This is a genomic window from Rhizobium anhuiense bv. trifolii (genome assembly GCF_024346605.1).
Lineage (GTDB): Bacteria > Pseudomonadota > Alphaproteobacteria > Rhizobiales > Rhizobiaceae > Rhizobium > Rhizobium anhuiense.
Window position 1 is genome coordinate 324,689 of sequence record NZ_CP098802.1, and the last position, 20,889, is coordinate 345,577.

General features: G+C 55.8%; 20 protein-coding genes. 8 read left to right on the forward strand and 12 right to left on the reverse strand.

The window, feature by feature from the left end:
* Positions 1-359: 359 nt before the first annotated feature.
* The 3 genes from NE851_RS08465 (at position 360) to NE851_RS08475 (ending at position 2,583) form a co-directional block, all read left to right on the forward strand.
* Positions 360-1,123, forward strand: a protein-coding gene (locus NE851_RS08465) for an IS5 family transposase (RefSeq protein ID WP_130790495.1) whose coding sequence is annotated in 2 segments (ribosomal slippage) — positions 360-687 and positions 687-1,123 — 765 coding nt in all. Because the reading frame shifts where the segments join, the coding sequence is not laid out codon by codon here.
* Between the two features lie 111 nt (positions 1,124-1,234).
* Positions 1,235-1,897 carry a transcriptional regulator gene (locus tag NE851_RS08470; protein ID WP_130692322.1) on the forward strand — a complete coding sequence of 221 codons (663 nt, stop codon included), beginning with the start codon at positions 1,235-1,237 and terminating at the stop codon, positions 1,895-1,897.
* Between the two features lie 128 nt (positions 1,898-2,025).
* Complete coding sequence (locus NE851_RS08475) at positions 2,026-2,583, forward strand: hypothetical protein (protein ID WP_130824936.1); 558 nt, start codon at positions 2,026-2,028, stop codon at positions 2,581-2,583.
* A 333-nt stretch (positions 2,584-2,916) separates the two neighbouring features.
* On the opposite strand, the gene fdxB is transcribed toward NE851_RS08475, so the two are convergent.
* From fdxB to NE851_RS08525, 10 genes are all read right to left on the reverse strand, one after another.
* Complete coding sequence (gene fdxB / locus NE851_RS08480; RefSeq protein ID WP_128404923.1) at positions 2,917-3,210, reverse strand: ferredoxin III, nif-specific; 294 nt, start codon at positions 3,208-3,210, stop codon at positions 2,917-2,919.
* A 1,295-nt stretch (positions 3,211-4,505) separates the two neighbouring features.
* Positions 4,506-5,240 (reverse strand): cysteine hydrolase family protein, encoded by a 735-nt coding sequence (locus tag NE851_RS08485; protein ID WP_254956626.1) that lies wholly within the window; start codon positions 5,238-5,240, stop codon positions 4,506-4,508.
* A 21-nt stretch (positions 5,241-5,261) separates the two neighbouring features.
* Entirely contained in the window at positions 5,262-6,629 is a 1,368-nt protein-coding gene (locus tag NE851_RS08490) for a purine-cytosine permease family protein (RefSeq protein WP_254956628.1), read from the reverse strand.
* A 480-nt stretch (positions 6,630-7,109) separates the two neighbouring features.
* Positions 7,110-8,213, reverse strand: a complete 1,104-nt coding sequence (nodX, locus tag NE851_RS08495) for a nodulation protein NodX (RefSeq protein ID WP_130692198.1) — start codon at positions 8,211-8,213, stop codon at positions 7,110-7,112.
* A gap of 286 nt (positions 8,214-8,499) precedes the next feature.
* The gene (locus tag NE851_RS08500; RefSeq protein ID WP_017968974.1) at positions 8,500-8,991 is read right to left on the reverse strand and encodes a MaoC family dehydratase; all 492 of its coding nucleotides are present in this window, start codon (positions 8,989-8,991) and stop codon (positions 8,500-8,502) included.
* 79 nt (positions 8,992-9,070) lie between these two features.
* The gene (gene glmS / locus NE851_RS08505) at positions 9,071-10,897 is read right to left on the reverse strand and encodes a glutamine--fructose-6-phosphate transaminase (isomerizing) (RefSeq protein ID WP_130692196.1); all 1,827 of its coding nucleotides are present in this window, start codon (positions 10,895-10,897) and stop codon (positions 9,071-9,073) included.
* A 431-nt stretch (positions 10,898-11,328) separates the two neighbouring features.
* On the reverse strand, positions 11,329-11,880 hold the full coding sequence (locus NE851_RS08510) for a sugar O-acetyltransferase (RefSeq protein WP_017968972.1): 552 nt from the start codon (positions 11,878-11,880) through the stop codon (positions 11,329-11,331).
* A 477-nt stretch (positions 11,881-12,357) separates the two neighbouring features.
* On the reverse strand, positions 12,358-13,566 hold the full coding sequence (locus NE851_RS08515) for a beta-ketoacyl-[acyl-carrier-protein] synthase family protein (protein ID WP_130692194.1): 1,209 nt from the start codon (positions 13,564-13,566) through the stop codon (positions 12,358-12,360).
* Positions 13,566-13,844, reverse strand: coding sequence for a phosphopantetheine-binding protein (locus NE851_RS08520; RefSeq protein ID WP_033181209.1), 279 nt, complete (start codon positions 13,842-13,844; stop codon positions 13,566-13,568). The genes NE851_RS08515 and NE851_RS08520 overlap by 1 nt, the downstream gene beginning before the upstream one ends.
* A 540-nt stretch (positions 13,845-14,384) precedes the next feature.
* Positions 14,385-15,332 (reverse strand): LysR family transcriptional regulator, encoded by a 948-nt coding sequence (locus NE851_RS08525; RefSeq protein WP_130692192.1) that lies wholly within the window; start codon positions 15,330-15,332, stop codon positions 14,385-14,387.
* Between the two features lie 230 nt (positions 15,333-15,562).
* On the opposite strand from NE851_RS08525, the gene NE851_RS08530 reads away from it, so the two are divergent.
* From NE851_RS08530 to NE851_RS08550, 5 genes are read left to right on the forward strand one after another with little or no spacing between them, the layout of a single operon-like run.
* Positions 15,563-16,153, forward strand: a complete 591-nt coding sequence (locus tag NE851_RS08530; protein WP_128408917.1) for a NodA family N-acyltransferase — start codon at positions 15,563-15,565, stop codon at positions 16,151-16,153.
* Positions 16,150-16,800, forward strand: a complete 651-nt coding sequence (gene nodB, locus NE851_RS08535) for a chitooligosaccharide deacetylase NodB (protein ID WP_082229752.1) — start codon at positions 16,150-16,152, stop codon at positions 16,798-16,800. The genes NE851_RS08530 and nodB overlap by 4 nt, the downstream gene beginning before the upstream one ends.
* Before the next feature lie 20 nt (positions 16,801-16,820).
* Complete coding sequence (gene nodC / locus NE851_RS08540) at positions 16,821-18,101, forward strand: chitooligosaccharide synthase NodC (protein WP_128408916.1); 1,281 nt, start codon at positions 16,821-16,823, stop codon at positions 18,099-18,101.
* A gap of 38 nt (positions 18,102-18,139) precedes the next feature.
* Positions 18,140-19,171, forward strand: coding sequence for a nodulation factor ABC transporter ATP-binding protein NodI (nodI, locus tag NE851_RS08545; RefSeq protein WP_081295651.1), 1,032 nt, complete (start codon positions 18,140-18,142; stop codon positions 19,169-19,171).
* A 2-nt stretch (positions 19,172-19,173) separates the two neighbouring features.
* Complete coding sequence (locus NE851_RS08550; protein WP_064649247.1) at positions 19,174-19,962, forward strand: ABC transporter permease; 789 nt, start codon at positions 19,174-19,176, stop codon at positions 19,960-19,962.
* 331 nt (positions 19,963-20,293) lie between these two features.
* Here the strand turns inward: NE851_RS08550 and nifT are convergent, their stop codons facing one another.
* Entirely contained in the window at positions 20,294-20,506 is a 213-nt protein-coding gene (nifT, locus tag NE851_RS08555; protein WP_254956653.1) for a putative nitrogen fixation protein NifT, read from the reverse strand.
* Positions 20,507-20,685: 179 nt separating this feature from the next.
* Positions 20,686-20,880, reverse strand: a complete 195-nt coding sequence (locus NE851_RS08560) for a 4Fe-4S binding protein (protein WP_254956655.1) — start codon at positions 20,878-20,880, stop codon at positions 20,686-20,688.
* Between the last annotated feature and the right edge of the window lie 9 nt (positions 20,881-20,889).

The following is a 20,889-nucleotide window of genomic DNA, read 5'->3' on the forward strand; positions in this document are numbered from 1 at the left end:
GCTGGGCGACACGGAACGGTCGAAGGAGGTATCCACGATCGCCGGGATATTGATGTAATGGAGGCACCTCAACCATCGAAGCAAATTCCTAATTGGAAGACTCTGGGACAAGGTCATTCCACACCCCCAGACCGATCGAGGTCATACTATCGCGGATTGCCCTTCACCACCTCCCCAATCGAGCAGCCCTTCTACACTCGGTGAATGACGTTCTGTTGAATCTCAAGGTCCAGCGTCTCGGTGATGAGTAGCGTTGGGGTGAGCGTCGCCAAGGGGTCTAGGCTGAGGTGACAAATTAATGATTTGGGATTCCGTTTGAGGAGCAAATCAGATTCAACGCTGACTTTTGGAGGTCAGCGATGGAAGGTGAAGTTCTCCGGGATGATCAGTGGGAGCGGCTGAAGCCGTTTGTGCCTGGCGGTCGCAAAGGCAGGCGGGGTCCACGCAGCGACGGGCGGCGGTTCTTCAATGCGATCTTGTGGCTGGCCCGCTCCGGTGCGCGTTGGCGCGACCTGCCTGAAGACCGCTTCGGCCCTTATCAGACAGTCAAACGGCGGTACTACCGCTGGATCGATCAAGGCGTATTCGACCGGATATTCGAAGCGGTGGCTGCCGATCCGGATATGGAATGGCTGTCCATCGATGCCACCGTGATTCGAGCGCAGGCGCAAGCAGCTGGCGGACGCCTCAAAAGGGGGGACCGCAAGCCCAGGCTCTCGGCCGCTCCCGTGGCGGATTTGGCAGCAAAATCCATGCTGTAGTGGATGCCCTCGGGCTGCCGGTTCGTTTCCATCTCGGCCCGGGACAGCAGAACGACATGGCTCCGGCTTGCGACCTCGTTCGTGGACTGCCAGCCAAACAGGTGCTCGCCGATCGCGCCTATGATGCCGATAGTCTGCATGACATCATCCTTGATCAGGGCGGGGAACCGGTCATTCCGCCGCGACGTCATCGCAAGCATCAGCATGCCTACAACCGCATCGCCTACAAGCAGCGCTGGGGCATCGAGAGTTTCTTCGCCAAGCTCAAACAATGGCGACGCCTCGCCACACGCTATGACAAACTCGCAGCCAATTTCCTCGGCTTCATCAAGCTGGCAAGCATCATGCTTTGGCTCAAATAGTTAATTTGTCACCACAGCCTAGACCGGCGACGCGGGAGTCGGTATTTGCAGACGCAAGCAGCATTGGCTAAAACACGCCGACACATCATCGCAGATATAAGGCTTCTCATAGTGAAAAAAGTGCAACGCAGCTTTGCCGTCGAGTACAAATCAGGTCGGCGAATACTCAATTCCAAGCCGAGCTCGATCTGGGGAGACATGGATCTCAAATCCGTTGCTCAAGATCTGCAGGACGAGGCAATGCCGTTTATGTCATTATCTCCTCAGGCACGAAGCACCGAAATGCTTGTATCCGAAGAAGAACGGGCTCGGCCGTTATTGACAGTGCCGATCGAGCAGGAGACAAATGCATCGGCTTTACAGGAGACCACAATGGCCGACGAAAACGCTACGATGATCAATGCTGACACGCCGGCCGCCGCGGCGCTCGATGTGCCGAAAAAAATCCGCAAACCTCGCGCCAAGAAGGCTGTGCCTGAAACGGCCTCGGCAGCCGTTTCTCTGGAACCGGCTGCGGCTTCGATTGCTAACCCCGGAAAGCAGAAGAGAGGACGTAAAGCAAAGTCTGACGAAGGTGCGACAAGCGCCAGACGTGCGCCTGTCAATCGTGCTCCGAGGGCGGTGCAGGCAGCGGCTGCATCGTCGGTGGCTGCAGTTGATGAGATCGCGGATCTTCTGCAACTCGAAGAGGAAAACCAGAGACTGCGAAAGCTGCTGGCGGAAAAGCTCCGCGCTGAAAATGCCGATCTGCGAAAGCGACTCAACCTCGGTTGATCGGCAGCAGGCGGTCAAGCGCTGGCCGCATTCTCATGCTTATTGAAGTGGAATTTGGCGGCGGTTCGTTCTGCCTCGAACGTTTCGCTCCCTGTTTGCATGCGCAGTAGAATCCGAGGTCGACTACAATGGCGTCTCCATGGAAACTTCTTGCCAGGCTGGTGTCCCCGAAACGGCAGCAGAGGCAAGAATACGGCTCGACCGATGACGTGAAGCCTGACGTCATGGCCATCGCTAAGCCGACTGAAACGGCAGCCAAAAACGAGCTTGGCGCCACAGACCGTCCAGCGGACGAAAGGCCACTCCTTGACAGTCGTTCCGCGGCGGCGTCAGTCGACCCGGATCATGCCGACAAAGCGGGCAGCGCTGTTGACGATCGCGCAGATATCGAAGACGCAAAGTCGGCGGAAGCGGCTGATCCGGCTTTGCCCGATGTGGCCAATACAGCCGCGCGTGCCGCACCGAAGATCTCTCGAGTTGGCGGGGGTCAAACGCGAAAGCGCAGCATGCGGCGCACGAAAGTGGAAGAGATCGCGGTTGTTCTTGCACCGTCTCGAGGCGCCGCCGCTTCTGACGATGCAATCAATCTCGATGAAGAGATCCGGCTTCTCCGGGATCAGCTGGCGCGCAAGCTTCAGATACAGAATACACAATTAAAGAGGATGCTGCAGCGGTTTGAGCGCTGAAGCGTCCAGTCACGGGCAGCCCGCTCCGATTCCGTCACCAGCCCCGGGGCTGGTCGCACGCGCGGGCAATCAGCCGGGAAGCCAACCGTCTGCTGTGTTACAGGTGGAGTAAAAAATGTCAGGCTCTCCATTGACGCGAATAACGGCTGGGTGTGAATCTCCGTTAGCCGTTGACACCCTGCCGGAAGATGTGAACAGATTGAAGTTCCTAAACCTGATCTGGAATGGAATAGCTTCGCGCTGTGTATTCTCCGTTTGCAACCCCTCACTGCCAGCTAAGCGCTTTCGAAAAAGCGAGCGAACGGGTGCCAAAACACAAGCTGGTTAGGTTCTTCAGTCGGATGACGTGATATGGCTCTGACAGTTCTTGGGGCAGACGCGGGCGCATGCGCCGCAGCCGATACAACGGCCCGGATGATCGACAATCATCAGCAATCGCTCGACCTCATCGTCTGCTCCATCCCCGGCGTCTACAATATCGCCTGAGTCGGTGATGCCGCCAAGGTGCATGACGTCACGCGAGCAGACTTTGAAACAGCGGCCGCAGCCAATGCAGCTTGCGTCTATCCGGCTCAAATATTCGGGGAACCACCTAGACCCGTCGCGGCTTACGAATGAAACCACCATCGTGTTCTCCGATGCAGTGAGTTCTGCTCCGGCAACGCCGGATAGAGCGTTGCTCTTGAGAGCCGTTTCGGAAACGTTGGGATCGTCGGTGCGACACGGATGCATTTCGTGTAAACAGGTCTCATTGAGCGTTGCCATGGTACCTCCTTCAGCCGGTTGAGCTTTTTCTGAATTGATGCTCCAGCGACACGAGTTGTCGTCCTTGCGTGAGAAGAATTTTCAATCGTCGTGCCAAGTCGCCCAAAAATGGCGGGCGAAGTCGAACGCGCTGGTATTTCATCTATTTAGACGCCGAAAAATAAGAGACCAAAAAGAAACCATGTGGCTGACGCCGCGGGATGTCGTGACAATTTTGTATACTGTGTCGTATGGATGTCCTCGCTTACACAATGCGCCGCGCCAAACGGAAGATGCGCGTCCAAGACGAACACGAGCCTCTTGAGTGACCTCCTGTTCCATCCGCATCAAAGCTCGATGTTTCCCGGGCACGACTGGGCGGATCGGTACTCTCTCAAACAGGAGATACTTCCGCGATGGCGCGCAGAAAAAAGGAACTCTTTCACAAGGCGAGATCATAGGTGCAAATCTAAAAGAGGGAGCAAAGAGCCGCGCATTGTCCGGAACTAGTTTGTGTGGCCCGCGCCTTCCATTGAGGCGCTACGCGCCAATCGGCATTCGAGACATACGAGCCTCAAGGAGAGCACTCCTTTCGGGCGGACACACAGCTTCGACGGCGGTAACGGTACCTAGCAATGGACATACAGCGATTGCGATAGAGCGCCTGAAAAAAGATATGACGTTCACAGGAACAAGTCGAAATCTCCCAAGGTCGAGCAATTAGAAGGATAGCCATGTGCTCGGTTATTGCACCAACATCGTAGCCATGCCTCTTCGTGGCGAGCTGCGTTGCTGAGATGTTGTTTAGCTACATCGCCCGATTTCCGCAGGGTTGAAGCGCTAAATCCCGGTTTCGGGGGGCTTTTATTATCAAATTCGTGCTGCTTTTTACAAAGCTTTCGCTGGGCGCAGTCGCGTGACAGGCGCGTGTTGGCGGCGACGGCGAGGGGCACTCGTTCCCTGGGCGCCGAAGCTTCAAGCAATGCCTTGTTGGTCCCTTGCCTGTGCGTGAGAAGTCAAAAGCCATGCAGATCCGAGGGAAAGGGTGTGTGTAGGCACACATTTTGAAGATGTTGACGAAGTTGGAACGACCCGATAGCTGGACGCCTCAGTTGCCATCGCCATGTCCCCACTGCAGCGGGCCGCCGCGTGTCCTCAAAACCTACTCGCGTGGCGGCCTAGGTAGGCAACGTGCTGTTGGTCGACCTGTCAATAAATTGGGAAGCACGTTGGCCCCGAGCGGCCTTTAGCCAATCGATCACCGTTATCGTGTCGGCAACCCATCCGAAATTCTTATCCACGACATCCAGCATTGTGGCTGTGGCCCGCGAGTCGTAGGTGGCCACCGCGTCATTGATCACCACCGCTGGATAATGAAGCTGATAGGCTTGTCGCGCGGTATCTTCGACACAGCATTCGGACATGACGCCGGTTATGATAACGCCATCGATATTCCGGTCCCGCAGGATGGAATCCAGTGCGGTTCCCAAGAAAGCACCGTAGCCACGTTTGGGGAGTTGAATCTCATCTGCGGTGGGAGCGAGCTCATCAATGATGGCACAACAATCCCTATGGGCCTCTATGTCAGCATAATAGCGCAGATGTCCAGGACGACATCCCTTGATATCATCAGTTAGCCGACGCGCCCATGTGAACTTATCCTGCATGCGCAGGTACGGATCGTTTTCTATTCCGACCCATTGAAGGAATACAATTAGCAGATCGTGTTCTCTGAAGGCTCCGATTAGGCGCTGTTGCGACGGAATGGTTTCCCGCGCCGCCGGAACCTCGAACGGTGCCCCAGCGCGTACGAAGTCGTTCTGCATATCGACCACTAGAAGCGCAGGCCTGTCGATCATGGGCAGGGTTTGGAGGTGATGCACGGAATGTTCCTTTGCGGAATGAAGCCGCATCGCTGCGGCTCCTCAGGTTGACTATCTCGTGGCAGTCTTCACAGGACCCGTCTGGCTCAAACGTGCTCGCATCGGGAAGTAGTAGAGGCAAGCTCCGACAGGCACGCCAACGATCCATGCCAAGTCGATGTTACCTAGATAGGCAGCCACAGGCCCCGTATAGTAGTACATCGAAATGAAGGGGATTTCGGCCAGAACAGCAAACACGAACGCGCCGATCGCGATAGGATTATATCGGCCGTAGATGCCGTCGGGATCGAAAATGTCCGCTACGCTGTATTGTCCACGCCGCAAGACGTAATAATCAACGAGGTTGATTGCGGTCCAGGGGATGAGTGCATAGCTCATCAGAAAGATGAAATTCAAGAACATGGTCGAGAAGTCGCCGTCGCCAAAATAAGACAGGACAGCATTGGCGATCGCAATCGCGATCATCACAACCGCCCGCTGCGTTGACCCAAAACGCATATTTCCAAAGGGTTGTATGGTCGTCACTACTGCCATGAACGCGCCGTAGAAATTGAACACGTTGATGCACAGAAGCGCGTAGACGATCAGCACATACAAGATCGGCGAAAAACTACCGAACAGCATAGCAAGACTACCACCGGAGTTGTCACTGAAGGTGGGGATCTGTATCGCCAGCAGCGCACCGAGGAGCATCATCGCGAAGAGTGCAACAGCGATGCCCGCGAAGGTGTACCAGAACACCTTCTTCGAAGAAACATTGCTCGGCAGATAGCGGGAGTAGTCTGCGACATATGGCGCAAACGACAGGGCAAAGGTGCAGGTTACGCCGATACCGGCAAAGACAAGCGCTGGCTTTGTGGCTATTGGCAGCCAATAGTCGAGGCTGGGCGGATTGCTCAGCACAATCACGAAGACAACAGCGTAGATCGCGCAAGCGATCCAGGTGAGCCAGCGCTGCGTGTCATGGATCAGCTTATAGCCGTAAAGCGCGATGACGAAGCTCAGCAGAGTGAAGACCACGATCGAGACTGAGCGTGGAACCGCTACGACGCCTGACACCGTCTGTGCGGCAAGCAGGGTGTTGCTGACGCTGAAGCCGAAATAGATAAACATGACGAAAAGCATTGGGAAGATCGCGCCCAACACGCCGAACTGCGCCCGAGATTGGATCATCTGAGGGATGCCAAGCCGCGGACCCTGCACGGAATGGGATGCTACAAGGATTGTACCGATGGAAACGCCGACAACAATCGAAAAGACGGCCCAGAACAGGTTCAAGCCCATGCTGACCAGCAGCGCTCCTGTTACAAGCGAGGTCAAGTTGACATTTGCCCCAAACCAGACCGGAAATAGATCACGTTCTTTTCCGTATCGTTCTGCCTCAGGTATAAAGTCGATCGTACGCTGCTCAATTTCCATAGCTTTAGCTCCCCTTTTATTTACTCTACGAGTTTTGCAAGCCGCCTCTTGCCTCCAAACGGCTGCAGCCGCAACGCGGCCGAAGTTTCGTATATCATAATACGGTATGTTGGTATACCAAGATTTTGATCGCGAATATATGCTCGGATCCGCCGTGATAAAGATCCCGCGGCCGGCCAGCGCCAGGAAAAACTGCGACGGACGTGCCGCGACCGTTCAGCCGGCGTTCCGCGGTGGTTGTTTAGCTCTCGGCGCTCAGAATAATGAACCCATCGAATGATATTGGTTGGCCCTCACGGAGGGGCCAACTTTCCTTATGGCCAACTCAGCGGGAATAGCCCGACCCGGAAATTGGGACGAAGGAACAGTCGAACGACAGTCAAAAACCCGATCACATGGACGAATGACGATTTTCCCGATCTGGGCGCGTCCAATGTGGCAGCTTCGATTGCGTTTCGATCTTTTACAGGAGCTTTCCGTTTAAGCGACCGAAAGCCTTTTGGCGACTAACGATGTGCGAAGCTTCATGGCCGGCTTTTCAATCAGCGCCCATGATAGAGCGGCTAATGCCACGGTCCCGACCGGCTCGACGATCCAAAGCCACCAGTGGCCGACCCATCCGATGCCGATCAGCGTGTGCATGAGTAGCATATGGTAGAGGTAGATCCCGTAAGAGAGATCCTGCCCGCGCAAAAGGTTAGGGCGCGGAAATGAGTACGCTGCCGACAGGACTAGACCGGCAAGAATAGCGATTCGGAATGCATCGACAGGCGCCGCATTGTTGATAGAGATGAATGCAGCGGACGTCCCTGCTACCCACCACGTTATCGTGAGATGAATTGCCAGCCACCACAAGAGCTTCCCCTCAAAGATCCTGCTTACGCGATGCCAGTAAAGCCGAGCAAGAACTCCCATCGAAAAAATCCAGAAAGTCGGGCCCACTGTCACCGACAGGAACGGATTGTACCTATCAGTTATGTTGAAGTGCTGCGCCATGACCCAAGACCCGAGAGCAGCGACGGCAACGACTAGCGCCCCTGCTCGTTTCCACCGCCGCCAAATTTCCAACAGCGTTGGCAGGGTGAGGTAGAATGTCAGCTCCACCGTCAGCGTCCACAGCACTCCACTTGGGTCCGAGACGCCGTAAAAGCCGCTCATCGTGTAGGGCTCGTAGGTGAAGTAGACGGCCCAGATTCGTGCAGCGGTCAGGATGTAGACCGTGAAGTAAGACAGATACTGCAAGATGCCAGTGACATTTAATCCCCCCGTCACAAACAGGGCAAGTTCCATCACGGCGATGTTGACGAACAGTGCAGGAAAGATTCGGAGCGACCGCTTGACGAAAAAAGAGGCCGCCGACGATGAGCGGATGTAAGAATCTGTTACTAGAAAGCCGCTGATTACAAAGAAGATCGCAACACCCGGCGTCGAAAACAACAGATTGAAGGCCGTTGTGCCGTTCAAAGAATCGCCCAGGTGAAGCCAATTCCACGCGTGGCTGAACATCACTTGGCAGGCGGCAAAGAGCCTTAAAAGGTCGAAGTTGTTCCGGTGGCCGGATGAGTGTTCATTGGATGGTCCCATGAATGTCCATTAGCCGGCAGATGCCGCGCAACCTTTCGGCGGTGTATTGAGAACAGAAGTCAGGTGTGGTGGTGGACGGGTTAGTTGTCTGCAGCCAAGACGGTGTAATTGCCGCTTCTCAAGGCTCAGACAGCCTGTCGTCGAGGTAAAGAGCCGTTTGCGCCTTGGCGACTGATTTCGCCCCGGTGCCGCCTGCGGATGCAAACCCGAGCGGCATTGGCATCCCCCGTCAGATCGTTTGCCTTCGTTGGTTAACAACATCGATGGGTAATACCTATAACTAGGATCAACTATGAGACGTCTTTGGCCGATCTTTTGGATCAAACTGAACAATCGTGATCCAACTGGCAGTGAGTGCGGGCCGGTTCTCGTTTTCGATCTCGACCGTCACCTCGTAGGTCGTCACCAGCATGCTTGAGCCCCGAAAACGGCAGTCGGACAATACGAAGCGGCCGCGTACGCGACTCCCAGTCTTAACGGGCGACATGAAGCGCACGTTGTCGAAGCCGTAGTTGAGGCCCATTGTCTGCTCGCGAATTTTTGGCATCCCGCTGAAATTCATCACCGACAAAAGTGAAAGAGTCAGGAAACCATGAGCGATCGTGCCGCCAAATGGGCTTTCCACCGCAGCGCGTTCCGGATTCACATGAATGAACTGATGGTCATGCGTTGCATCCGCGAATAGATCGACTGTTGATTGATCGATCATGATCCATTCGGATCTTCCAACTTCCTGGCCAACTCGCCCAAAGACATCCACGAGCGAAATTTCATTCATACGACCTCACTTATTCTAAATTCCAATGAGAGGGTTTCGGTATTTGTCCGAAATCGTGCTAGCTCCGGGAGCTATGCAATTATTCGACAGTGACCGATTTTGCGAGATTGCGCGGCTGGTCGACATCGGTTCCTTTGGTGACCGCCACGTAGTAGGCAAGCAGCTGTAGAGGTAGAGAGAAGATGATGGGCGCGATTATTTCCTCGACATCCGGCAGCACGATCGTGTGAATGGTATCGAGTTTCGAACGCGCAGCTCCGCTCTCATCGGTGAGAAGAATGACGCGGCCGCCGCGCGCGGCCACCTCCTGCATGTTGGAGACGGTCTTGTCGAAGAATCGATCATGTGGCGCGATAATGATGACGGGCATGTTTTTATCGACGAGCGCGATCGGGCCGTGTTTCAGTTCACCGGCGGCATAGCCTTCAGCGTGGATATAGGAAATTTCCTTGAGCTTTAGCGCGCCTTCCATCGCCAAAGGGAAACTGGTGCCGCGGCCAAGAAAGAGCGCATGAGAGTATCCCGAAAGTTCCTTCGACAGGAGTTCGATCTTTGGCCGAATGTTCCGCAGCACCCGCCTCATGATGCGCGGCATTTCAATCAAGCTCATGACCAGTTGTCGCTCCTCGTCCTCGGTTAAAGTACCTCGCGCCTTGCCTGCACCGATGGCGAGAGCAGCGAGAACTGCGAGCTGGCAAGTGAACGCCTTGGTCGAGGCGACCCCGATTTCAGGACCTGCGAGGATCGGGAAGATGACATCGGCTTCTCGGGCAATGGTCGATTCGCTTGTATTGACGACGGCGCCGACCTTCAGCCCTTGTGCCTTGCAATATCGCATTGATGCTAGCGTGTCGGCGGTTTCGCCGGACTGCGAGATGAAAAGCGCCGCCGCATGTGGCGACAGGGGGATATCGCGATAGCGGAACTCTGAAGCGACATCGATTTCCACTGAAAGGCGTGCGTAGCGTTCGAACCAGTACTTGCCGATCAGGCCTGCCAAATAGGCAGTGCCGCATGCGGAGATCACGAGGCTACTGACGTTTGCAAAATTCAGTTCCGTTGATACTTGAACTGCCCGATTGCTGGCTATATCGATGTAGCGGGCGAGAGCACCGGCTATGACCTCGGGCTGTTCGTAGATCTCCTTCTGCATGAAGTGGTCATAGTCGCCTTTGGTCACTCGGTCGACAGAGGCCATCGAGGTATGTCGAGGCCGTGCGACGACATTGCCCTCACTATCGAAGATCCTGAAGTCTGTTTTCTCGATCACGGCCCAGTCGCCGTCAACCAGGTAGGTAACTTCGTTGGTTAAGGGAGCAAGCGTGATAGGGTCCGAGCCCAGAAACATTTCCCCGTCGCCATGACCAATCACCAGCGGAGGTCCATTGCGCGCCGCCATAATGGTGGCTGGCTCATCCTGGAAAAGAATTGCAAGGCTGAAGGCTCCCTTCAGCCGCTTTAGCATCGCGTGCATGGCCTCTCGGCCGCTCATACCGCCGCGACGGGATTTTGCGAGGAGATGCGCGACGACCTCGCTATCGGTGCTCGTCTCGAAATCCGCACCAGTCGCTTCCAGTTCGGCCTTCAGCTCCGCGAAATTTTCGATGATACCGTTATGAACGACGGCAATACCGTCGACGATATGTGGATGAGCGTTGCGTTCAGTCGGAGCCCCATGAGTAGCCCAGCGGGTGTGGCCAATGCCGATCATTCCGTTCAGTGGCTGTTGCTCCAGCCTCATTTCAAGATTGACGAGCTTACCCTGCGCGCGGCAGCGCTCCAACCTGCCTCCGGAGATCGTCGCAATTCCAGCGGAGTCATATCCGCGATATTCCAAGCGCTTTAGCGCTTCGAGCAGTCGCTGCGACACCGAGTGCCGCCCTACGATCCCGACAATCCCACACATTTATCTGTCTCCGTTGTAGTGTGCCAAGGACGCAGGTGCCACGAGGTTTTGTACCGCGACCCATTTGCGGAACCTTCTAATCGCATCCGGTAAGATGTTTAAAATCGATTGTTGTGATTGCGCACATCCAAATTATGGATGCAGCTTGCCCCATTGTACCGAGATCCGCTCAATGCAGGTGGAGATGTCGCATCAACCCTTCATTGAATTGATCGCGAAACACCTCGCCTTCTCAGCTGAGTTCAGTTTCCACTGGTTCGACGAGACGTGCAAAGCCCACATATGTGCATCCGTCAGAAAGCCGTCGTGGTTGCCGTTGGCCGGTCTGATATCCAAGATTTAAGCATCAACCACGCCGCATCGGCTTGGTGGCAAGTGGGAGTTTTGGTTCACAAGCACCGCCTTGACTATGGCGTTCTCAGCGGCTTGCCTCAGCGCTTCAACCGAGCCGGATTTCCCATGGCCTTTTCCCCCGCGGGTATATCGCGGGTGACTACGCTTCCGGCGCCGATGACGGCATTGTCGCCGATCGTCACCCCTGGGAGAATAATTGCTCCACCACCAATCCAGACATCTTTACCAATTCGGACAGGCCGACCTAGCTGCAGACCAGCCTGCCGCTGCTCGGGATCATGCGGATGGTCGGCGGTGTAAATCTGCACAGCCGGCCCGACTGCCGTCCCAGCACCGATCGTCACTTCTGCTACGTCAAGGATCACGCAGTTGAAATTGATGTAAACGTAGGCACCAAGCCTGATGTTAAAGCCGTAGTCGCAATGAAATGGCGGACGAATGACGGCTCCAGTTCCGACCTCTCCTAGTCGCTCCAGAAGAAGTGCGTTCCAATGCTCGGCCGTACTTCCCAGAGTATCATTATATCTCTTCAGCCAAGCTCCCGTGGCCAACAGGTCCGTCTGAATCTCCTCGTCCGCCGGGTTGTACATCTCGCCCGCCAGCATCTTTTCTTTTTGAGTGCGTGTCATTGTCTGTTCTCAGATCGCGTTCATCGATGAAGTTGTTAGTCCTCTGACGCCCGGCTTGAACGAGGTTCAGATAAGCTCCTCTTCTCGACGCTCAACATCGCATGGCGCAGAAGAGAAGAACCGGCAGGAATCGGTCGACAACGCGGCGTTTGCGTGGTCCAGAGGGTCGTCCGACAGCAGTGGATCGAAAGTGGCAGTGACCAGCCCGGCCGGCAAGCGGAATCGACAGCAGGTGTAGTTGAAGAGCCGCTCCGAGACCCGGAGCGGGCGCTCTTTCCAGCCGGTTTTTGGATGATCATAACTCCGGAACGCAACCATATTTTCCTCGCCCCGCCTTGTGAGCAATCCCCGGCGAGCCGTTGTGGGCTAACCATTGGTGCGATTTGACCTGCATTAGTAACAGCACCCCAGTTAGCTTCTCTCCAGCGGCCCTCGCGGTTGCGGCTGGAACCATTCACGGCCACATCGTCCGCCCCTTCACACCTGTCTGAATGCCAGGACGGCGTTGGTGCCTCCCATAGCGAACGCATTGCTCATCGCTACGCGCACCTTGCGCTCACGCGGAACATTGGGCGTGACATCGAGATCGCACTGCGGGTCAGGCTCACGATAGTTGGCGGTGGGCGGTATGACACCTTCTTGGATCGCCATTATACAGGCAATCATTTCAAGTGCACTGGCGGCACCCAGGCAATGGGCGTGCATGGACTTGGTGGAGGAGACGGACATCTGAAAAGCGTGGTCTCCGAAGACGCGCTTGATCGCTGCCGTCTCCATCTCGTCATTCGCAACGGTGCCGGTGCCGTGTGCGTTCAGGTAGTCTACATCGTCCGGGTTTAGCTCGGCATCGGCGAGGCAGCTGCGCATTGCGGCCTCCGGTCCCTCGATGGAGGGCATGACAATGTCGTAGGCATCGCCGGAAAGGCCGATTCCAGCAACCTCGGCAAGCATAGTCGCACCGCGGGCAGCAGCGTGCTCGTAACTTTCCAGGACAGCCATTCCGGCACCCTCGCCAAGGACAACGCCTTTCCTATCGGCGGAGAACGGGCGACAGGTATCAGGGGCAAGCACGCGCAGTGCTTCCCATGATTTCAGGACGCCCCATGTGAGCGGCGCATCGCTTCCCCCGGCAAGCATGACGTCTGCACGGCCCAGCCTGATCTGATCTACCGCGGAAGCGATGGCGTGATTTCCCGCAGCGCAGGCAGAGGTGACGCCGAAGACGGGCCCGCGTAGACCCAAGAAAATGCTGACCTGGCCGGCAGCCGCGCTTGGCATTCCCTTTGGTGCGGTGAAAATGCGCGCCCGGGTCACTCCGTCCAGAAGGATGCTGCGGTAAGTTTCTTCGATCGTTCCCCAGCCAGGCCCGCCGACACCCATCGCGGCGCCGAAGCGGTGGGCATTTTGTTCATCGCAGGAAAGTCCGGCCTGCCTCATGGCTTCGGTTGCAGCAATCACCGCGAGAAGGCTGAAGCGGTCCATGGAGACAAGCTGTTTGCGCGGGATGGCGTGTGCTGGTATCGCCTTGATCTCGGCACCGACCGTGCCTTCCATATCATAGAGATCAGTCGTGATGATCGGGCTGATTGCAGAGCGGCCTTCCCGCATTTCTTTCCAAATAGATGAAGCGTTTGTTCCTAATCCGCATAGTCCGCCAATTCCCGTGATTACGACGCGCCTGTCCATCATGCCTCCTTCGCGATTAGGCCGCGAACGGCTTCGACGACATCGCCGATATTTTTCAGATTAGACCAGGCATCGGTCGTGTTCATCTCGATCCTGATGCCGTAGGCCTGCTCCAGGTCCCAGAGCACATCGGCCAAAGCCAGGGAATCGATGCCAAGGGAAGTCAATTCGCTATCAGCGGTGATTTCTCCGATTGCTACAGGAATCCTCCCACCGTTTTCAGATTGGGCGAGATTTTTGATTGCGGCAATAATTTCTACTGTGAGCTGATCGGCCATCTTAGTCCTTTCAATCATTTCAATACTGGCGCGGCTGATTATCCCGGCCTAGCAACCCTTGAGCACGCTCGATGCTCTCACGGAGGGACCCACCCTACGTCTGGCCCTGTGCTATGGGGCATGCTGAAAGATTGGTAAAATTGATTGATTGGATCGAAAGCATCCGCAGAATGGATGATTTGATAAGCCACGCGCTCTCAATTACTTCAATGGTCGCATGATGGCGCCATCACTCGTGCCTTTGGTCATGTGGCTGGCATGTGAAGCGCAAGATCCAGGACGCGGAGAGGTTCGCTCGGAATCGCGATTTAGACATGGCACGAACACTGATGGAGCCGGGCGGCGTGCCTGCCGGCCCAAAACACACGGTGCTTCTCCAGGATCGTAACGGGTGGAAATTCAGCGATGGCACTTCGCAGCTTCACCACTTCATCATAATCAATCGCGAAACCAAAACCGATTCGATTGATCAATGCAGGAAGTGGGCGAGTTGCCACCACCTGAAGCGACATCCTTCGAGCTAATGCAGCTCGACCAGAATTAGGCCGCTCTGGCCGCTTGAGAGCATCCTTCAGCGGATGCCTCCATGCGCGAAGCCTCCTCCAAAATTATGTTACGCATCCAGATGTTGCCGGGATCGGAATTGTGAAGCAAGGGCCACTGTATAGCTTCTGTGAACGAAAGAGGGGGCAGTGGATGATCTACGATCTGAAGGGGAATCGTCGGTTCGAAATGTCTGACAAGCCGCAAGGGAAGGGTTGATATCCGATTCGTCCCCTGTAGTAACATCGGGATCGCGTTAAAGCCCTGGACCACGATTTCGATACGCCGCTTAAAACCGTGCTCTAGCAACAGCCATTGTTCAACGGATGGCTTCAAAGTACGCCCAAACATGGTCGCGACGTGTCCCAGCGACATGAATCGCTCGAGGGAAAGCTTCCCGCGCAGCTGTTGATTATTAGGGCAGCCGACACATACGAGTTTCTCCCCAAACAGCTTCGCACTGGGATGAGGGGCTGACATGAACTGTTTTGGAAGGATCAAAAAATCCACATCTCCGCCGTGGAGACGTTCGTCCGGATAATCAATCATGTGGAGTAATTCAAAACTGACGCCGGGTGCCTCTCGCGCTACGCGCTTTATGACCTTTTCGAAGAATACCAGCGTCATGAAATCGGACAGAACGATTCTGAAGCGCCGGTCAGATTCCGCCGGGACCAATGGATCCCACGCAATGACAGAGAGCTGAATCTGCAGTAGAGCTTCGCGAACTGCAGGGGCGAGCGCCTCGGCTCGCGGTGTCGGGACAAGTCTGCGCTGCTGCATCACAAACAGCTCGTCATTGAAGTAGGCGCGCAACCTGCCGATGGCTGCGCTCATGGCTGGTTGACTGAGATTGATGCTGCGCGCTGCCGCGGTGAGCTTCCGCTCGGTCATCAAAGCATCGAGCGCCACGAGAAGGTTTAGATCCAAGCCCTTAAAACGCATATTCGATCCATGATGTAGATGATTGTGATCCAAACAATCAATTTTACCAATCTTTCGGAGTGCTTATTAGAAAGGCCGGAACTTATCAAGGCGCCAAAGCAAACTAGCGGAGGCGGATCGTATCTGTCGCAAATTGACGACGAGCGGTCCCATCTGTCCCATCAGCGTGTGCGCCTGCACCAATCTTTGCTGCGTTGGACTTGTGGCTGAGAAACGAATTGGAGCTTTGCATGTCTGCTGGAGTGCGGTGGAAAATAACATGGGAAAATGATCTCGAACCGTCGGATCATGCGGAACTGTCTGAATTTTTCCGAGCAACCTATGGTCCGACCGGCGAATTCAATGCCAAACCTTTTGAGACTGGCCGCAGTTGGGCAGGTGCGAGGCCGGAACGCCGGGCAATTGCTTACGATTCAAAAGGCATAGCCAGCCACATGGGTTTGCTGCGTCGCTTCATAAAAGTCGGCGACACCGATTTGCTGGTCGCCGAACTTGGCTTGTATGGAGTGCGCCCGGATCTGGAGGGGCTTGGCATCGCTCACTCGATCCGCGCTTTGGCTCCGGCTTTGCAGGAACTGGCGGTGCCGTTCGCGTTCGGCACCGTCCGACATGCCATGCGGAACCACGTGGAGAGATTTTGCCGAGACGGTATTTCCAATATCGTCACGGGGGTTCGTGTACGATCGACGCTTCCAGATGTGCTGCCCGATATGCCCTCCACGCGCACCGAAGACGTGCTCGTCCTGGTATTTCCGATAGGACGACCGATGAGCGAGTGGCCTTCCGGATCATTGATCGAACGAAACGGGTGCGAGCTATGAAGCGGCGCTCTTATATAAGCGAAGTGCCGTTTGATGAGGCCGGGAGCGACGATCGTAGCATCTACTTGACGTTCGACGACGGTCCCAATCCGGAATGCACTGGCCAGATTCTGGATGTGCTCGCCGAACACCGCGTACCAGCCACCTTTTTCGTCCTCGGTGCCTATGTCAAAGACCATCCCGATCTCGTCCGCCGTGTTGCGGCAGAAGGTCACTTGGTCGGCAACCACACGATGACCCACCCCGATCTTACGGCCTGTGACTCGGAGGCAATCGAACGAGAGATAAAGGATACAAACGAAGCCATTGTCTCGGCGTGTCCCCAAGTTGCGGTTCAACATATACGAGCGCCATACGGCGCTTGGAACGCGGATGTCCTTTCAAGATCCATGAACGCCGGACTTCGACCTGTTCACTGGTCGATAGACCCGAGAGACTGGTCCTGTCCCGGAGTCGATTCTATCGTTGACGCGGTACTCGCTGCCGCTCGGCCAGGTGCAATCGTGCTTTTGCACGACGGTTGCCCACCTGATGAGGTCGGGAACTGCAAGCTCACCGGGCTGCGTGATCAAACACTTTCGGCGCTCTTGGCAATTATCCCGGCACTGCATAGCCGTGGATTTTCCCTTCGTTCACTTCCCCAGTAAAACTAAATCGACGAGAAACCATGACCTTGCTTGAAACAACCAGCATCGCCGCCGTCTCGCTTTATGGACTGCTTTCCTCCGCCTATAGGAGTGTACAGATCCTTCATGCTCGGCGAACTCTCAAGTCGGAAACAGCGGAAAACACCGTCGAGGAGAGCTCGTTGCCAAGTGTGGACATCATTGTGCCTTCATTTAACGAGAGCCCGCGCGTCCTGTCCGATTGCCTGGCATCCCTCGCCAACCAGGACTATCCGGGGGTATTGCGCGTTGTTGTGGTTGACGACGGTTCCAGAAACCGTGACGCGGTGGTGGCCGAGCAGATCGTCTATGCGGGTGACGCGAGATTTGAATTCATCATGCTGCCCAGGAATGTCGGAAAGCGCAAAGCGCAAATCGCCGCCATTTCCCGATCATCCGGGGACCTCATCCTTAATGTGGATTCAGACACCACTCTCGCCAGCGATGTTGTTTCCAAACTCAGTCAGAAAATGCGCGATCCGGCGGTCGGGGCGGTGATGGGGCAGCTTGTAGCAAGCAATCAGAACGACTCGTGGCTGACCCGATTGATCGACATGGAGTACTGGCTGGCCTGCAATGAGGAGCGCGCCGCGCAGGGACGCTTCGGTGCCGTGATGTGTTGCTGTGGACCCTGTGCCATGTACCGCCGGTCCGCCTTCGTCTTGCTTCTTGATCAATACGAGACGCAGCTTTATCGGGGAAAGCCGAGTGACTTTGGCGAGGACCGTCATCTGACCATTCTAATGCTAAGCGCCGGCTTCCGTACCGAATATGTCCCAAGCGCCATCGCCGCAACCGTCGTTCCTGACGGTTTGGCTGCCTATCTGCGCCAGCAACTGCGTTGGGCACGGAGTACATTCCGAGATACCCTGCTCGGACTTCACCTCCTCCGTGGCATGAACTGGTATCTGACTTTGGACGTCGTCGGGCAGAATGCCGGCCCTCTTCTGCTCGCATTCTCCGTACTGGCGGGTCTAGCACAGTTCGCCCTGACCGGTTCACTGCCCTGGTGGACGATAGGAACGATTGGATCGTTGACACTGATACGATGCGGCGTAGCTGCTTATCGTGCCAGGCAGCTTAGATTTCTTGGCTTCTCGCTGCACACGCTCGTGAACGTCTTTCTTTTACTGCCCGTGAAGGCTTATGCCCTCTGCACGTTGTCCAACAGTGACTGGCTGTCACGCGGCTCAGGAGTCAACGCTTCAGGCGCCGTTCGGACGCAGAAAGCCTCCGAAACTCCAATGCTTGCGGCCCCCGAAGCTACTTTCAGCGGCGAATGATCGCTGTGTCGCCGCATCTTGCAAACCTCAGGAATCACATGAACGGTCAATCGGATCTACAGGCAGCTGTGGCTGAGACGCTTCGCCGCCAGAGCAACCTTCCAGGGCGACAGTGCCTTTCGGTTTCAGACGGATTCGGCTCCCCTTTAGGCTCGATGTCTTCCATGGCGGTCGAGCTCGCTGGCGTTACAAAGTCATACCAGGGCAAGGCTGTAGTCGACGGGTTGTCTTTCAAGATTGCTCCAGGAGAGTGTTTTGGCCTGTTAGGTCCGAACGGCGCCGGAAAAAGCACGATTACCCGTATGATTCTGGGAATGACGTTGCCTGATGCGGGAAACATCTCGGTGCTCGGAATGCAGGTGCCGGGGCAGGCTCGTTCGGCACGCGCGCGTATCGGTGTCGTTTCACAGTTCGACAATCTCGATATGGAGTTCACGGTTCGGGAAAATCTTTTTGTCTACGGCCGCTACTTCCGCATGAAGGCCCGCGAGATCGAAGCAGTCGTGCCCTCCTTGCTGGAATTTGCGCGGCTTGAAACCAAGGCAGATACGCGGGTGGCGGATCTTTCGGGAGGCATGAAGCGGCGCCTCACATTGGCGCGCGCGCTGATCAATGACCCTCAGATCCTCATACTGGATGAACCGACAACCGGCCTCGATCCGCACGCGCGCCACCTGATCTGGGAACGCTTGCGATCGCTCTTGGCACGAGGAAAGACGATCCTCCTGACGACCCACATCATGGAAGAGGCCGAACGCTTATGTGATCGGCTGTGCGTGCTCGAAGGTGGAGTTAAAATAGCCGAAGGCCGCCCCTTTGACCTGATAGAGGAGCAGATCGGCTGCCCCGTTATCGAGATTTATGGCGGAAACCCACAGGAGCTTAGGCTTTTGATCAAGCCAAACGCAAGGCGCATCGAAATCAGTGGCGAGACCCTGTTCTGCTACACCCCCGACCCAGAACAGGTTCGGGCGCAACTGCGCGGACACAGGGGTCTGCGCCTTCTCGAGCGTCCGCCGAACTTGGAGGACGTCTTCTTGCGGTTAACCGGACGTGAGATGGAGAAGTAGCAATGAGTGGAGATAGCGTAACGGCATTGCCAGGGGGCAGCTTGAACTGGATTGCGGTCTGGCGTCGAAATTATCTTGCATGGAAGAAGGCGGCGCTGGCGTCGCTTCTGGGTCACTTGGCCGAACCCTTGATCTACCTGTTTGGCCTTGGCGCTGGTTTGGGCGTGATGGTGGGCCGAGTCGGTGGCGTTTCCTATACTGCTTTCTTGGCAGCTGGAATGGTCGCGACAAGTGCGATGACGGCTGCAACGTTTGAGACCATTTACGCGGCTTTCGGCCGGATGGAGGGGCAGCGCACTTGGGAAGCGATGCTCTACACACAGCTGAGGCTAGGCGATATCGTTCTCGGTGAGATGGCCTGGGCGGCAACGAAGGCCGCTCTGGCGGGTGCCGGTATAGGCATGGTCGCGGCCGTTCTAGGGTACACTCAGTGGCTGTCGCTGCTATATGCCCTTCCGGTTATCGCGCTGACGGGTTTGGCCTTTGCAAGCCTTGGGATGGTCGTCACAGCCCTTGCTCCGAGCTATGATTATTTCATCTTTTATCAGACGCTTGTTATCACACCTATATTGTTCCTCTCGGGTGCCGTCTTTCCAGTCGATCAACTGCCAATTGTCTTTCAGACGGCTGCGCGATTTCTTCCTCTGTCGCATTCGATCGACCTTATACGTCCGATAATGCTCGGTCACCCCGTGGTGGATGTCTGCCTGCACGTCGGCGCACTTTGCATCTACATCGTCATCCCATTCTTTTTATCGACAGCCTTGCTGCGACGCCGCCTTTTGCGCTGACGCTCATTGGTGGAGCGCATCCCGACGGAAGATCAATGCTTTGGTCTGTATGATTAGACAAGCCTTTGCTTGCATCGGCGCAGTAGTTCCCGGCAACGGCTGAAAAGTTCTTCGCTTGCCCCGTTGAAATAATCCATTTTGAAGTAAGCTCTGGCCCACTTTGAGGTGCTCCCCGATTTTGGGCCAGCGGGAGCTGGAATTTTCCGGGGTTATGGCTCAGCTCGGCGGGGGTGCCGATGGCGCTATGTGGCCGGAAGCAGACGTGGACGTTCGCCGTCGGCTATTTCGTCACCAAGTCAGTCGCGCAACCCCGCAAATTCGGCGTGCCGCGTCAGTCGTGATCGGATCGCTTCTTTGCCTCGACTGTGATGGGTAAGCGGGTGTTCCGCGGGAGGTCGGGGAGGGCGAGGAGCCACCCGTTCCTCAGCAATACAAAGCCGCCCCACAAGTCATGATTCTCCACCGCGACAACCGGCTCCTCTACATCCTTTTTGGACATATAGATTGATAAGCAGACCCCATTTCTGCGGATCATTGCTTTCATGGGCTGTACCTCCTTTTTCACACCGGTAAATTTTCTCCATTTCGCACCCGTGCGACCCGGCGATGCTGCCACGCTCGGCCACCTCATTGTTGCAGCAAGAGTTGCTGTCGAGGAGGATGCCCGCCTGCGCCAAAATGCTTTCGCAGGCGAGCCCTTTTGCCATCGTTTAGTACGGCTTTTCAGGCAGGGACGCAGGTGTTTGGCATGGGGCAAATGGCTCTGCATTTGGGCGCGGCGAACTCAACCCTGCACTCCGTGCATATTTTAGGATCGATCACGAATCTGTCAGTTTTGAAACTGATTGCGCCTGAGGGGCACTCAAATTCGCATGCGCCGCATTGGGTGCATTGTGAGGCGATGATTTTGAAGGCCATGATTCAGCT

Excerpts from the sequence above, each read along its gene's own strand:
- NE851_RS08500 (WP_017968974.1), bottom strand. The coding sequence starts at position 8,991 with ATGAATGAAATTTCGCTCGTGGATGTCTTTGGGCGAGTTGGCCAGGAA.
- NE851_RS08525 (WP_130692192.1), bottom strand. The coding sequence starts at position 15,332 with ATGCGTTTTAAGGGCTTGGATCTAAACCTTCTCGTGGCGCTCGATGCT.
- NE851_RS08515 (WP_130692194.1), bottom strand. The coding sequence starts at position 13,566 with ATGGACAGGCGCGTCGTAATCACGGGAATTGGCGGACTATGCGGATTA.
- nodB (WP_082229752.1), top strand. The coding sequence starts at position 16,150 with ATGAAGCGGCGCTCTTATATAAGCGAAGTGCCGTTTGATGAGGCCGGG.
- NE851_RS08530 (WP_128408917.1), top strand. The coding sequence starts at position 15,563 with ATGTCTGCTGGAGTGCGGTGGAAAATAACATGGGAAAATGATCTCGAA.
- nodI (WP_081295651.1), top strand. The coding sequence starts at position 18,140 with ATGAACGGTCAATCGGATCTACAGGCAGCTGTGGCTGAGACGCTTCGC.
- glmS (WP_130692196.1), bottom strand. The coding sequence starts at position 10,897 with ATGTGTGGGATTGTCGGGATCGTAGGGCGGCACTCGGTGTCGCAGCGA.
- NE851_RS08550 (WP_064649247.1), top strand. The coding sequence starts at position 19,174 with ATGAGTGGAGATAGCGTAACGGCATTGCCAGGGGGCAGCTTGAACTGG.
- nodC (WP_128408916.1), top strand. The coding sequence starts at position 16,821 with ATGACCTTGCTTGAAACAACCAGCATCGCCGCCGTCTCGCTTTATGGA.
- NE851_RS08520 (WP_033181209.1), bottom strand. The coding sequence starts at position 13,844 with ATGGCCGATCAGCTCACAGTAGAAATTATTGCCGCAATCAAAAATCTC.
- fdxB (WP_128404923.1), bottom strand. The coding sequence starts at position 3,210 with ATGGTGGTTTCATTCGTAAGCCGCGACGGGTCTAGGTGGTTCCCCGAA.
- NE851_RS08475 (WP_130824936.1), top strand. The coding sequence starts at position 2,026 with ATGGCGTCTCCATGGAAACTTCTTGCCAGGCTGGTGTCCCCGAAACGG.
- nifT (WP_254956653.1), bottom strand. The coding sequence starts at position 20,506 with ATGAAAGCAATGATCCGCAGAAATGGGGTCTGCTTATCAATCTATATG.
- NE851_RS08485 (WP_254956626.1), bottom strand. The coding sequence starts at position 5,240 with ATGCGGCTTCATTCCGCAAAGGAACATTCCGTGCATCACCTCCAAACC.
- NE851_RS08560 (WP_254956655.1), bottom strand. The coding sequence starts at position 20,880 with ATGGCCTTCAAAATCATCGCCTCACAATGCACCCAATGCGGCGCATGC.
- NE851_RS08510 (WP_017968972.1), bottom strand. The coding sequence starts at position 11,880 with ATGACACGCACTCAAAAAGAAAAGATGCTGGCGGGCGAGATGTACAAC.
- NE851_RS08490 (WP_254956628.1), bottom strand. The coding sequence starts at position 6,629 with ATGGAAATTGAGCAGCGTACGATCGACTTTATACCTGAGGCAGAACGA.
- nodX (WP_130692198.1), bottom strand. The coding sequence starts at position 8,213 with ATGGGACCATCCAATGAACACTCATCCGGCCACCGGAACAACTTCGAC.